This is a genomic window from Mesorhizobium sp. M1078 (assembly GCF_040318615.1).
Classification (GTDB): domain Bacteria; phylum Pseudomonadota; class Alphaproteobacteria; order Rhizobiales; family Rhizobiaceae; genus Mesorhizobium.
The window spans coordinates 717392-730333 of sequence record NZ_JAMYMP010000001.1; the positions used below are offsets into that span (position 1 = coordinate 717392).

9 protein-coding genes are annotated in these 12942 nt (G+C 62.2%); 6 read left to right on the forward strand and 3 right to left on the reverse strand.

Annotation, left to right across the window (positions count from 1 at the left end; translation table 11 throughout):
• Positions 1-7 precede the first annotated feature (7 nt).
• Entirely contained in the window at positions 8-496 is a 489-nt protein-coding gene (locus NKH38_RS03655; RefSeq protein WP_023728547.1) for a macro domain-containing protein, read from the forward strand.
• An 8-nt stretch (positions 497-504) separates the two neighbouring features.
• Here NKH38_RS03655 and NKH38_RS03660 read toward each other — a convergent pair whose 3' ends face one another.
• Positions 505-909 (reverse strand): Fur family transcriptional regulator, encoded by a 405-nt coding sequence (locus NKH38_RS03660; RefSeq protein ID WP_023669789.1) that lies wholly within the window; start codon positions 907-909, stop codon positions 505-507.
• A 295-nt stretch (positions 910-1204) separates the two neighbouring features.
• Here NKH38_RS03660 and NKH38_RS03665 point away from each other — a divergent pair, with 295 nt between their 5' ends.
• The 5 genes from NKH38_RS03665 to amrB all read left to right on the forward strand — a co-directional run bounded on the left by NKH38_RS03665 (position 1205) and on the right by amrB (position 9517).
• On the forward strand, positions 1205-3424 hold the full coding sequence (locus NKH38_RS03665; RefSeq protein WP_023728548.1) for a caspase family protein: 2220 nt from the start codon (positions 1205-1207) through the stop codon (positions 3422-3424).
• Positions 3425-3513: 89 nt separating this feature from the next.
• Positions 3514-3906, forward strand: coding sequence for a hypothetical protein (locus tag NKH38_RS03670; protein WP_031202409.1), 393 nt, complete (start codon positions 3514-3516; stop codon positions 3904-3906).
• Positions 3903-4616 (forward strand): DUF4760 domain-containing protein, encoded by a 714-nt coding sequence (locus NKH38_RS03675; protein WP_023728549.1) that lies wholly within the window; start codon positions 3903-3905, stop codon positions 4614-4616. Before NKH38_RS03670 ends, NKH38_RS03675 begins: the two co-directional genes overlap by 4 nt.
• A 12-nt stretch (positions 4617-4628) precedes the next feature.
• Entirely contained in the window at positions 4629-7652 is a 3024-nt protein-coding gene (locus NKH38_RS03680) for a hypothetical protein (RefSeq protein WP_352759141.1), read from the forward strand.
• 149 nt (positions 7653-7801) lie between these two features.
• Entirely contained in the window at positions 7802-9517 is a 1716-nt protein-coding gene (gene amrB, locus NKH38_RS03685) for an AmmeMemoRadiSam system protein B (RefSeq protein WP_352759144.1), read from the forward strand.
• A 29-nt stretch (positions 9518-9546) separates the two neighbouring features.
• Here amrB and NKH38_RS03690 read toward each other — a convergent pair whose 3' ends face one another.
• Both NKH38_RS03690 and NKH38_RS03695 read right to left on the reverse strand, forming a co-directional pair.
• Positions 9547-11349, reverse strand: coding sequence for an MORN repeat-containing protein (locus NKH38_RS03690; RefSeq protein ID WP_352759147.1), 1803 nt, complete (start codon positions 11347-11349; stop codon positions 9547-9549).
• 188 nt (positions 11350-11537) lie between these two features.
• Entirely contained in the window at positions 11538-12617 is a 1080-nt protein-coding gene (locus tag NKH38_RS03695) for a trypsin-like serine peptidase (protein WP_023691993.1), read from the reverse strand.
• Positions 12618-12942: the final 325 nt, after the last annotated feature.

Consider the following 12942-nt stretch of genomic DNA (forward strand, 5'->3'; position numbering starts at 1 on the left):
AGGTGCGATGATTGTCTTTGTCACGGGAGACCTGCTGGCCGCCAAGGAAAGCTATATCGCTCAAGGCGTGGCAGAGGGCAATCAAGAGGGCCTTGGCACCGGACTTGCGCTGAAGATTTCGAAAAAGTGGCCGAATGTGCAGGCTGCGTTCAAGAAATATGCTCGGACCGGCAGGTTTATTGGCGGTCATATCTGGACATTGGAGCCAGACGGCAATCGGCCGGGCTTCATTTATCTGGCAACCCAGCCAGATATGTATCACGCCACGCTTCCCTATTTACGGAAAGCAGTTCGCGGGCTTGTGAAATGGGCCGACAAAAACCGGGTAGAATCCATCGCCTTGCCAAAAATCGGGTCTGGCCTTGGCAAATTATCTTGGCTCGACGAGGTGAAACCCCTGCTTATGGAGCAGCTAACACCTGGGCCTACGCGGTACGTCGTCTATGAGACATTCTTGAACGAATTCGAGAATAGCGCACCGCCTCGGCTCAAGTAGGAAGCAAGCTAAGCCGCCTCAGCCAGGCACTTGGCACACGTCCCTCGAAACTCGATCACCGCCTTCTTCGCAGCAAACCCGGTCGAGCGCACCCATTCGTCCAGCCGATGGTCGACGTCATGGTCGGACATCTCCATCACCTGCCCGCATGTGTCGCAGATAGCGAAGGCTGTCATCGAATGCGTATGGTCGTGCGGTTCGGCGCAGGCGACGAAGGAGTTGAGGCTTTCCAACCGGTGCACGAAGCCTGACTTCACCAGGCTGTCGAGCGCCCGGTAAACCTGTAGCGGCGCGCGGAAACCGCGCTCGCGCAGCTGGTCGAGAAGCGTATAGGCGCTGAGCGGTCCGCTGGCGGCCTCGAGCTTTTCGAGCACGCTCAGCTGATTCTTCGTCAGCACATCCCTTGCCGCCATGATCCCGTTTTCCGATCGTTTAGAGCATGATGCCGAAAAGTGTGGAGCGGTTCTCGGACGACATCACGTTCCATCTGTTTGATCCAGCGCCGCTCGCAAATCATTTCTGCCATGCGACGGTCTCAATTCCCTTGAGATAGCGATGAAGCAGGCTTTTTGCCACTGTTTCCGTTATCGCCATCGACACCATGACCACCACCGCCGATTGACGGCACCGACCACATTCAAAATACTGACAAAATTCGCGACGAAAGGTGCCGCACTTGCAAATTCGATCGGGCTTGGGGAAGCAATTATGATCAAACTGACACGACGGACGCTGCTCGTCGGCACGTCGGCGCTTGTGGCTGCCGGTACGGTTTCGTTCCGCGCTCTCGCCGCCTCACGCACCTATCACGCGCTGCTGGTTGCCTGCACCGACTATCCGAACCTGCCGCAGAAGAACTGGCTGATCGGGCCGAAGAACGATGCCGGCCTGGTGCGCGACTATCTCCTGAAGAACACGCCCGATCCGGTGAAGTTCTCGGCCGAGAATGTGATCCTGCTCGCCAAGGACGTCGAAGGCGCCAACGGCCCGCCGACGCATGCGGCGATCAAGGCCGCCCTTGCCGACCTCGCCGGCAAGGTGCAACGCGACGATTTCGTCTATCTGCATCTGTCGGGCCACGGCGCCCAGCAGCCGCAGGCCAAGGCCGGCGACGAGACCGACGGCCTCGACGAGATTTTCCTGCCCTCCGATATCGACAAATGGATCAACCGCGAAGAGGGCGTGCCGAACGCGCTGGTCGACAACGAAGTCGGCGCCGCACTCGACGCCATCCGCGACAAGGGCGCCTTTGTCTGGGTGGTGTTCGACTGCTGCCATTCCGGCACCGCGACGCGAGCCGCGGAAGTCGATGACGAACTGGAGCGCAAGGTCGAGTTCGCCGACCTCGTCGGCGGCGACGACGCGGCGAGAGCAGCCGCGGTGAAGGCCTATGACGACATCTCGGCAAGCGCATCGCGCGGTTTCGACGAGAATGGCGGCCGCAAGCCGGCCTTCAACCTGACGCCGACCGGCGCAGAGCCAATCGCCCGGGGCAAGCTGGTCGCCTTCTATGCCGCGCAGACGGTCGAGACGACGCCGGAAATGCCGCTACCCAAGGGCACGCCCGACGCGCCGCGCTTCGGCCTGTTCACCTTCACGATCCTCTCGAAATTGGCCGAGAACCCCAACGTCACCTATCGCCAGCTCGGCCAGGCCGTGCTGCAGCAATATTCGGCCGATGGCCGCACAAGGCCGACGCCCCTGTTCGAGGGCGAACTGGACGCCCGCGTGTTCGGCACCGACAAGACCGACGCCGTCATGCAATGGCCGATTGCCGTCAAGGACGGCGATGCCGCGATCGGCGCCGGGCTGCTGCAGGGTCTGACCCCCGGCAGCAAGCTCGCCATTTTGCCTTCGGCGCTGTCGAATCTCTCCGACGCCGTCGGCTATCTCGAAGTGAAATCGGCAAAAAACCTCGAAAGCCAGCTCGCACCGGTCGAATTCGACGGCAAGCCGGCGCTTGCGCCGACGGCGGTGCCCGCCGGCGCCTATGCGCGCGTTGCCGAACTCGCAGTCGACTACAAGCTGCTGGTGGCAAAGCCGGCGCCGACCGCAGGGCTCGAAAAAGAAACCGAGCTGGTCAATTCGGTTCTGGACGAATTGGTGGCGAAGCCGAAGTCCGGCTTTCACATCGCGCTGGTCGAGCCCGGCAAGAGCGCCGATCTGCGGCTTGCGGTGCTGCGCGAAAAATCCATGGACGGCGCTGCCGCCAACGCCAGCGACGAACCGGCGCTGTGGTTCCTGCCGGCGTCCGGCGACATCAGCTTGAAGGACGGCAGCAAGCCGCCGCGCGTCGTCATCCATCAGGATGGCCGCGACAAGCTTGCGGAAAACACAGCCAAGACCCTGACCACGATCTTCCGCGCCACCGGCCTGTCGCGGCTCGCCGCGGCGTCCGACTACCGGCCGGACGAGGTCAGCGTCCAGTTCCTGATCAAGCGCCAGGACAGCGATGCGCTGGAGCCGATCGAATCGTCAACGGTGCCGCGCGTTTCGCCGGGCGATCAGGTACACATTGCGGCCAAGAACGGGTCCGACGAGTTCGTCGACATCAACGTGCTATATATCGGCAGCGACTATTCGATCACCCACATCGTCGCCGAGCGGCTGGCCCCGATCAATCAGCAGGCCGATCAGGGCCTGAAGGAAGGGCTGCTCGCCTTCACCGACACCAGCTTCGGCATGGAGCGAATGATTGCCGTGCTGACCGAGGCGCCGCCGCAAAGCGAGAAAGAGGATCTGAGCTTTCTTGCCCAGGAAGGCGTGCGCGCCGTGACGCGTGCCGCATCGGGAACGCCTGGTTTTTCCGACATGCTGGCCGACATCGGCATGGCGCCGGCGACGCGCTCGGTGATGCGGCTTGCCGACGAGAGCGGTCCCAAAGGCGCGGTGATGATCTTCCCGATGGAGACGGTGCCCCGCGCCTGACCTGACATCGCTTCGCCGGCTCTTGCCGGCGTGATATATGAACATTCCCGGCTCGCGACACTTCTATGCGCCGCGGCTGGATGCAACAGATGAGGACATCAGTGACTATCCCCGTGCTCTCCTGGCGTGCAGCGACGGTCGGCCTTGCCGGCAGCCTGTTGCTGGTTGCCAGCGCCTCGGCGGACGAGAATTGCGGCCTGTGCGCCAAGCAGATCGTCACCAATTCCGAGCTCGCCACCTGCTTTCTCGACCAGTACGACCAGATCGCCAAGACCGGCAACACGGCCGTTGTCGTCGATCTCTCCAGCTGCGCCTCGCGCGGCGTGGTCGAGCCCTTGCCGTCACCCAGCAAGGCGGCTGCCGAACCGGACGTGCAGTTCATGATTTCGCGCACGCAGCTCGATTGCCTGAAAAAGAAGCTGGAGACACCCGGCATCGTGCTCGACCCCACCGCCACCATCCAACTGGACAGCTGCGGATGAAAAAGCCGGGGGGCACTGCAACGCAGAAATCGCCGGCCACATCGGCGCCTCCGCCGGCCAAGAAGCCGGCGACCTTGCCCGAAACCACCGAAGGCTTTCCGTGGCCGAGCAGTCACGAGATCAAGAAGGAAGCCAACCCCTTCACCGAACGCGACTGGCGCATGCTGATCTACGCCTGGTCGGGTCTCGCCGTGCGCCTGGCGATCATCTTCACCCTGGCCTTCTCGGTCTTCCAGTTTCTCGCAAACCAGGAACAGAAGCGCGTCGAGCAGACGATGTCGCTGGTCGAGCTTTGGGAAAGCAAGGATTTTCAGCAGGCGCAGCGCGCGCTCAAGGAGCGCCTCTCGTCGCTCAACGCCAAATACGACAATCTGCTCAGCGCCACGCCGTCGCCGACCGAGGAACGGGTCTTCCGGCAACGCATTGGCATTCAGGCGATGACTGCCGGCGGCGGCACAATGCCGATCGCCGATTTCAACGACAATTTTGATCGCATCGTCTATTTCCTCAATCGTCTCTCCATCTGCGTTGAGGGCAAGCTCTGTTCGCGCGATGTCGCCGATGCCTATTTCCGCGACTATGCGGTGTCGTTCTGGAGCTATTTTGCCGGCTACATCGAAAAAGAGCGCAAGGCCGGTTCCGCCAGTTATGCCCAGGCGATCGAGAATTATGTGCGTCACGGGTCGCCGCCGCCCGCCGACTCCAAATAGCGGCGCAACAAGGTGCCGGGCAGCTCCCATCCCTTGCGTGCTATCCGGTGGCTAATCCTGGTCGGTCTTCTGGCGTTAACGTCAACCGCCGGTGCCGAGGACCTCGATTTCCACCTCGATCTCAACACCGGCGGCCACAGCGCCAGGGTCACCGACCTTGCCTTCACGCCGGACGGCGAGGAACTGGTCTCCGCATCTGACGACAAGACCATCCGCATCTGGGACTGGCAGAGCGGGGTGACGCTCCGCACCATCCGCGGTTATCTTGGCAATGGCAATGACGGCAAGGTCTTTGCGATTGCCGTGTCGCCGGATGGCAAGACGATCGCCGCCGGCGGTTATTTCGGCGCCGGCATCGGCGACAAGCCCCCTTATGGCGATGTCAGGCTGTTCGATTTCACCACCGGCAAGATCAAAACCGTGCTCAAGGCCGCCGACTATGCCATCTATGATGTCGCCTTTTCACCCGACGGAAACACGCTCGCCGCCGGCGGTGGCGATGGTTTCGTCTACCTCTGGCGGGCGGACGACAAATCCGCGTCGGGCTGGACGCTGACGGAAAAACTCGATGCCGATTCCTGGCGTGTGGAAAAGCTCGCCTTCGCCGCTGCGGGAACCCGGCTGGTGGCGACGACCACCGACAACGGCATAAGGCTCTGGGACATCGCCAAGTCAGAGGAAATCGCTTTACCCGCCGAGGCCGAACCGCTGCGCGATGTCGGCGTCGCCGCACTCGCCGTGTCATTGGATGGCAGCCTGTTCGCCACCGGCAGCAAGGACGGCGACGTCCAGCTCTGGCAGGCCAGCACCGGCAAATTCGTCCGCGCCATGCCGAAGCAGGATTTCCAGATCGGCGCTCTGAGCTTCGCCACGGGTTCGCGGCTTGTTGCGTCATGCAGCTATCGCTGCGCCGACAAGCATCGCTCGGCGGTCTGGAATACCGACAGCGGCGAGCAACTGCTCGATTATAACGGCCATGACGGCACGGTCTTTGCTGGCGCCGGCAATGCCGACGGCTCGCTGGTGGCGACAGCCGGCGGCACCCGCAACGCCATCCAGGTCTGGAACCCCATGACCGGCGAGCGCAAGGCGCTGCTGCAAGGGGTCGGCGAACCGGTGACGGCGATCGGGATCGATGCGGCGAGCAGCTCCATCGCTTGGGGCAACACCAACCCCTGCCCTGAACGCGTGTCCTGTCCCGAGCTGCAGGGCACGCTGGACAAGGTGCTGGCGCTACCGACGGCCGAGCGGTTCTTCGAGGACCCGGTGGCGTTTGCGGAACAGGGCGCCTATGCCCGCGCGGCACTCGCAGAGGGTGAGTGGTCGCTCCGTGCTGCCCCCGGCGGCAAGGACGGCCTGGAGAATGCCGTGCTCGAAATCGCGAGCGGCGGAAAGGTGATGCGCAGCATCGAGAATTCCGCCACCAATGGCTTCGTCCATTCGGCTTACACGCTGATCGGCAATGGGCTTGGCCTGATCACCGGCGGCAGCGACGGCACGCTGTTGGAATACAAAACCGCGACCGCCGAGCTATCGGGTGAATTCACCGGCCACACCGGCGAGATCAACGCCATGGTTGCCGCCGAGAAGGAAGGGCTGTTGGTCACCGGCAGCGCCGACCAGACCGTGCGGCTGTGGAATTTGAAGACACACAAACTGATAGTGTCGATGTTCTTCGCCGGCTCCGAATGGATCGCCTGGATGCCGCAGGGCTACTATTATTCCTCCGCCGACGGCGACAAGTTGATCGGCTGGCACGTCAATCAGGGTCGCGACCACGAAGGGCGTTTCATCAGCGCCGGCCAGCTGAAAAAATATCTCTGGAGCCCGGAAATGGTGCGCCGGGCCATCATCCTGCGCAGCGCCGAACAGGCGGTTCAGGAAATGCGCCCCGGCGTCGACCGCGAGCTGGAAAAGCTGCTCGAGCGCAAACCGCCGGAATTCGGCATCAAGCTTGCCGCCGACCAGAGCAACGTCCGCGAGGGCTATGTCGCCGTCGAGATTTCGGGCGCGCAGGAAGCCGGCGCCGATGTCGCCGGATTTTCGATCCTGTCGGACAGCCGCAATGTCGGCGATGTCACCGCTCGGTCAATCGATGGCGGCAAGAGCACCATCGTCGAAGTGCCGGTCGAGAATGGCGAAAATACCATTCGCATCACCGGCACCAACGAGTTCGGCTATCTGACCGAGCGCAGTGTCACAGCACTTGCCAGGAAAACCGAAAATCCAGCCAACAAGGGCAAGCTCTACGTCGCCGTGATCGGCGTCGACAAATATCCTTTCCTCACCGATGCATGCGCCGGCCACGCCTGCGATCTGCGCTATCCCGTCGATGACGCCACCGAATTCCTCAAGGTGATCTCGCAGAAATCCGCGCCCTTGTTTTCGGCGATGGAGACGCTGGTTCTGGTCAACCGCGAAGCGCTGGATGAGGCGCCCGATTCCGGCAAGGACGTGTTCAAGGTCGCCAGCGCCGACACCATCCTGGAACCGGATTCCGACACCATCGACGACCAGCTCGCCGATTTCCTCGACAAACCCGGCGAGAACGACACCACCATCATTTTCGTCGCCGGTCACGGCATCAACATCGACGAAGACTATTATTTCATCCCCACGGACGGCCGCAAACAGGATCCCGACCGCTGGAAGCGCTCCTCGCTGGTCGACTGGGGCGACATCCAGAAATCGGTTGAGCGGGCCAAGGGCATGCGCTTCATGCTGCTCGACACCTGCCACGCCGCCAACGCCTTCAACCCGCGCCTGGAAAAAGACGCGCAGGACGCACGCATCGTCGTCTTCTCGGCCACCGCTGCCAACAACACCGCCGCCGAACTGCCCGAGCTCGGCCATGGCGTCTTCACCTATTCGATCCTCGAAGGCCTGCGCGGCCGGGCCAAGACCTCCGACGGCGGCGTGACGCTGTTCGGCCTCGCCGACTACATTTCGCGCGAAGTGCTGCGGCTGACCGCGTCCAAGCAGAAGCCGTTCTACTATGTCGGCGGCGTGGAGAACATTGTGCTGGCTGAGCCGTGAGAGGTCGGCGCCCAGGCACCCCCCTCTGTCCTGCCGGCCATCTCCCCCTCAAGGGGGGAGATCAGCTGTCATCAGCGACTTCGCCAATTGTCAGCGTTTTAAACGAAGAGCCGGCGACCAAGCTGCCAATCTCCCCCCTTGAGGGGGAGATGTCCGGCAGGACAGAGGGGGGCGCCTTGGCGCGGACCATCATTCTGCTGGTCTTTGCAGTTGCCTTCCTATTTCCGCTTCATGCATCCGCCGCCCCCATCACCTGCCCGCGGGGGGACACAAATTTCTCCTCCTTCTACGACGACCCCACACTCTTCACCGACGCCATCGCCGCCGTCGCCAAAATCGAGCCGTCCAACCAACGCCTCACCGGCATCACGGTCCCCCACCACCTGCTCGTCGCAGATCTCATCGCACTCGGTTTCCACGCCGCGTCCAGCTTCCGCTACAAGCGCATCGTCATCCTGTCGCCGGACCATTTCCACAAGACGCAGAAACTCTTCGCCACCACGACGCGCGGCTTCGACACTGTGCTTGGCCCGGTCCTCGCCGACACGGCAGCCCTGCGCCTTATCCAGGCGAACAGCGACATGGTCGAGGACTCCTGCCTCTTCGCCAAGGAGCACGGCGTTCAAGCCATGCTGCCCTTCCTGCACCATTATTTTCCGGAGGCAACCATCGTGCCGGTGGCGATGTCGGTCAAGGCGAAGCGCGGCGACTGGGACCGGCTGGCGCAGGCGCTGAAAGCGATCGTCGACAAGGACACGCTGATCGTCGAATCCACCGATTTCTCGCATTATCTGCCGCAGCACGAAGCCAGGCGTTTCGACCAGCAGACGCTGAACATGCTCGCCGCCGGTTCGCTCGACGGCATCGCGGCGCTGCGCCAGCCGGATCACGCCGATTCGGTCGGTGCGCTCTACATCCAGACCAGGCTGCAGCGCGAACTGTTCGGTGCTGCGCCCCTGGTCGTCGCCAACGAGAACTCGCAGGCGCATTCGAGCGACTATGTCGAGCGCACCACCAGCTATGTCGTGGCGCTGTTCGGCGCCTTCGGCCCCGGCTTGAACAATCCTGCCCGTCCCGACGACAAGCTCTATTATTTCGCCGGCGACGTGAATTTCGGTCGCGCCATGATGAGGATCCTGGTCCGCGACGGTGTTGCCGAGAAGATCGTCGACAGCGTGCTGGCCCTGACCCGCTCGCGGCCGCTGATCGTCAATCTCGAAGGCGTCATCCTGCCCAACGTCCCTGAAGCGATCGGCGACATGACGCTGGCGATGCCAACCGATCTCGCCATCGGCATGCTGAAGAAATTGCATGTCGCCGCTGTCAGCCTTGCCAACAATCACGCCTATGACCTCGGCCCGTCAGGCTATGCCGAGACGCTGGCCGCTCTGGACGCCGCCGGCATCGCCCATTTCGGGCAGGGCGAGACGCTGGCGCTTGCCGATCTCGACCTGGTCGGGCTGACCGACATCGATACCAACGGCTCCAGGAACACCGACCTTCTGACGCCTGCTTTGCTCGACCGGCTGCTGCACGACAATGCCGAGCGGCCGGTGATTGCCTTCGTCCATTGGGGCCGCGAGTACAAGACGGAGCCGTCGCCGCGCGAGGAGATGCTTGCCGACCAGATGCGGCTGCGCGGTGTCACGGCAATCGTCGGCGGTCATCCACATGTATCGAGCGAGGCGATCCTGCCGCTCGGCGGCGGCGATGTTGCGGAGATCTATTCGCTCGGCAATTTCCTGTTCGACCAGAAAGCCGAACGATCGTCCGGGTCGATGCTGGAACTCAGGGTGTTCAGCCAGGGCACGATCTTTGCCCGGCTGATCCCGCTGCCCAATTTTTTCGAGATGGGCTCGAAATGACGCGATTCCCGAAAGGACGTGACAGGACCTCAACAGCCTTGCAGATCTTCCGGCAGATAGCAGACCGCCGGCTTGGTGCTGGTTTCGAACAGCGACTGCTTCGGCCTGAAATAGAAGAACGTGGCCGGCTTGCTCTCGCGTGTGCTGCCATCGGCGAAATGGGCGGCGATGCTGAAGCGATGGATCGACGACATTGACGACCACATTTTCAGCCGTGCCGTGTAGGCGCTGAGGTTCTTGTTGCCGCGCACCGGCATGGGGATGCTGTAATCGGTCTTGCCGATCGGAAATTCGATGTTCTGGTAGCGCAGCGCTTCGGGCGACGCGCCGCCGCCATCGCCGCATTCGGCGAGCGATTCTGGGACCTCGATGCTGACCAGCGAGACGATGACGCGAAACGGCTCGTTCTGCTGGTAGACAGCGCCCTGATCGTCCGCCCAGGAATAATCGAGCTTGCCAATCCCGGTCACGCTCATTTTCTCGACGCTGCCGCTGATGTAATCGGCAACGTCGCCGAACTTGACCTTGTTGGCCACCTGGGCGCGGCAGACATCCAGGCTGTCCCTTGACGGGCAGGTGAAGCGCTCGGTCTCGAGCGTGGTTGTGTCGACGCCGGCTTCAGTCAGCACGTCCTTGATCGAGACGTCGACGCCATCGCCGAAAGTGCCGATGTCCTTCGTGAACATGCGGCTCGGCTCGCCGGTCGCGTTGTCCTCCTCGTCGGTCCTGGTGAACTGGATGGACATCTTCATGTCTTTCACGTCGCCCCAGCCGTTGTTGACGATCGAGAAGTCGGGGCGGAAGCCGACGCAGCCATAATGCTCGCTGATCGACAGCATCGGCTTGCGGTAGGCCTCGCTCGCGGCCACCTTCATTTCCAGGCTGTCGATCTTGACCCTCGACTGGTCGGTGGTCTTGAGGTCGACTTCGGCGAAGGCCGGCGCCGTCTCCCAGTCCATGCCTTCATAGACATTGCCGGTACGAATCTCTCCGGTGCCGTTCCAGGCATCGTTGTACTGGTCCGACACCGGATAGATCGCGATGTCTTCGTCGCGCACCAGATGCTGGTACTGCATGTCGGCCTGCTGCGTCATGCGCTGGTCGACGGCAATGCCGATCTCGACCTTGTCGGCGGAACCGCCGCCGGTCTGCGCCTTGAGCAACCCGCCCACTCTGGCATCGGCCAGCACGTCGGGGCGCGCACCGCCGATCTCCTTGCCCATCGCCCATTGCGACCAGTAGACGGTGCCGCCGGGCAGCCGGGTGCGGCCCTTGCCGTCCTTCAGCCCATCGGCAAAAGAGCCGACGAATATCTCGCCTGTCTTCGTCTCCAGCCTGCCCTCGCCATTCGGCACACCGGCCCTGAATTGCCCTTCATAGCGATTGCCGTCGGCATCGACGTGGATCGCATGGCCGTCGAGCTGGCCGGCGACCCAACGGCCGTCGAGAATCTCGCCTGAACGCAGCTCCAGCCGGCCTTGGCCTTCGGGGCGGCCATTCCTGATCTCGCCGAAATAGCTGGAATAGATCGTCTTGGGGTCATAGCTCGCCGAGCCGCGTACGCGCCAGACCAGCCTGCCCTTGCCGTTGACGGTGCCGTCGGCTGCGACGGTGCGGTCCGGCGACACGCCGGCTGCCGGCTCCCAGGTGAAATCAAGACCCAATTCCGGGTGGGAATCCCAGACCCGTACATTCTTGCGCAGCACCGAACGTGTTTCGCTTTTATAGAGGATTTGCACCCGCTCGGCCCAGGCGCCATCGGGTGTGGCACCGCCTTGATCGGCCATAGCGGAAAAGCATGTCAGTGCGGCCAGCATGGATGCAGCCGCCATCGCTTTGACTCCGAAGATCATTCTTGCCCGCGCCATCTTACCCAACCCCTTGGATCGCCTAGCGTAAGCACCGCTGTAACACAGTGCAAGAGAGGTGTTTCGATACAAAAAAACCGGCGGCAGGAACGTCCCGCCGCCGGTTTGGTAGTGCTGGTTATCGCCGCTGTTTGCCGGCGAAAGATCGGGCCTTATTTGTACAGGCTGTTGATCCACGCCACGTTAGCAGCGTTCAGGCGCACCGCAGTGTTGGCGTTGGGGCTTTCGGCCACGTTCACGCCGGTGACGACACGCTGCTTGGCGCCATTGTCGTAGGCGTAGACCGAGCTGCCGCTCGACCCCGGATAGGTGTCGCAGTCGTACTGGAAATACTCCGCGCCGACGTTTTCGGCTTTCACTTCGCAGGTCGCCTTCCACATCGTTCCCATCGGCTTGTCGCCGGGATAGCCAACGATGTTTGCGGTGAAATCGCCGAGGTTCTCATAGTTGGCATAACCCAGCCAGCCGAGATTGGTGCCGACATCCTGCTTCAGCGTAATGATGCCGAGGTCCCACGGAATGACCGAGCCGTAGTAACCCTGATAATTGTCGATGAAGCCCTGCAGGATATAGACGCTCTCGTAGCTGAAAGCGCCAAACGGTGCATCGTCGGCGGTGTTGCCGTTGAGCGACGGCACGAAGATGACGTCGTCGAGCCAAGCCTTGTCTTCATTGCTGTAGAGGCAATGCGCGGCGGTGAGCACCGTGCGCGGACCGATCAGGGTTCCCGAGCAGCTGCCGTAACCGCTCTTGGCTTTGCCTTCGATATACCCGATCGCGGTGAACGGGTAGGTCTTGGTGTTCTTGATCTGCTCGCGATCGTCGGCCCCGAACACCTGGCGGCCGGCTTCGTCGCCGCCCGTCAATCCGGTCTTGTCGGCGTTCGGTGTGTTGGCGGGCGCGTTCAATTCCTTGATGACAAGGTCCTTCAGCGTCTCGCCTGCATCGATCTTGATGTCCTTGCCATCGGCGGAACGTCCGACGATGCCATAGGATTTGACCGCCGTGCCCTCGTCGGTCAGCGGCGCTGCCCGGCTGGCTTCATCTTCGGTCAGTTTCGGCGGCGCGATCGGCTTTGCACGGCCGGGCTGGTAGTCGCCCGTTCCGAGATCGCGCATGCTTTCGCCATTGCCGGCATTCGCTGAGCCGGGATCGGCGGCGAAGGCAGGCATCGTCCACAGTGCGGTGGATAGCAGTGCGGACGCAATGATAGTGCTTGTCAGTTTCGTCATGGTGAGACTCTCCCAAAAGTCAGCAAGGAGTGGAGCAAAATACAGAAATATTGTCGAGATCGTGGTGGAGTTAAAAAATTAGTTTGGTTACCCGCCCGTATCGGATCATCGGGCCGGGCGGCCTCGTTAAAGCCCTCCGCCAAACGCACCCGCGTCGATATACTGCCTAAAATAATCCAACATTGGCAATGACAAATCGCTTCCACGTAGCCCGTGGGGGGCTATAGGGTTTGGGTGGGCTCTGCCCGATGGGGCACGATTAGCAAAAGTCGTATTTCGGTTTTATGACCGCGCGGATGTCGTTCGTTCTGGCAGAAGGCGATCG

Bases quoted from the DNA above. Each gene is read 5' to 3' on its own strand.
- NKH38_RS03655 (WP_023728547.1), top strand. From the start codon at position 8: ATGATTGTCTTTGTCACGGGAGACCTGCTGGCCGCCAAGGAAAGCTAT.
- NKH38_RS03660 (WP_023669789.1), bottom strand. From the start codon at position 909: ATGGCGGCAAGGGATGTGCTGACGAAGAATCAGCTGAGCGTGCTCGAA.
- NKH38_RS03665 (WP_023728548.1), top strand. From the start codon at position 1,205: ATGATCAAACTGACACGACGGACGCTGCTCGTCGGCACGTCGGCGCTT.
- NKH38_RS03670 (WP_031202409.1), top strand. From the start codon at position 3,514: ATGAGGACATCAGTGACTATCCCCGTGCTCTCCTGGCGTGCAGCGACG.
- NKH38_RS03675 (WP_023728549.1), top strand. From the start codon at position 3,903: ATGAAAAAGCCGGGGGGCACTGCAACGCAGAAATCGCCGGCCACATCG.
- amrB (WP_352759144.1), top strand. From the start codon at position 7,802: ATGTCCGGCAGGACAGAGGGGGGCGCCTTGGCGCGGACCATCATTCTG.
- NKH38_RS03690 (WP_352759147.1), bottom strand. From the start codon at position 11,349: ATGGCGGCTGCATCCATGCTGGCCGCACTGACATGCTTTTCCGCTATG.
- NKH38_RS03695 (WP_023691993.1), bottom strand. From the start codon at position 12,617: ATGACGAAACTGACAAGCACTATCATTGCGTCCGCACTGCTATCCACC.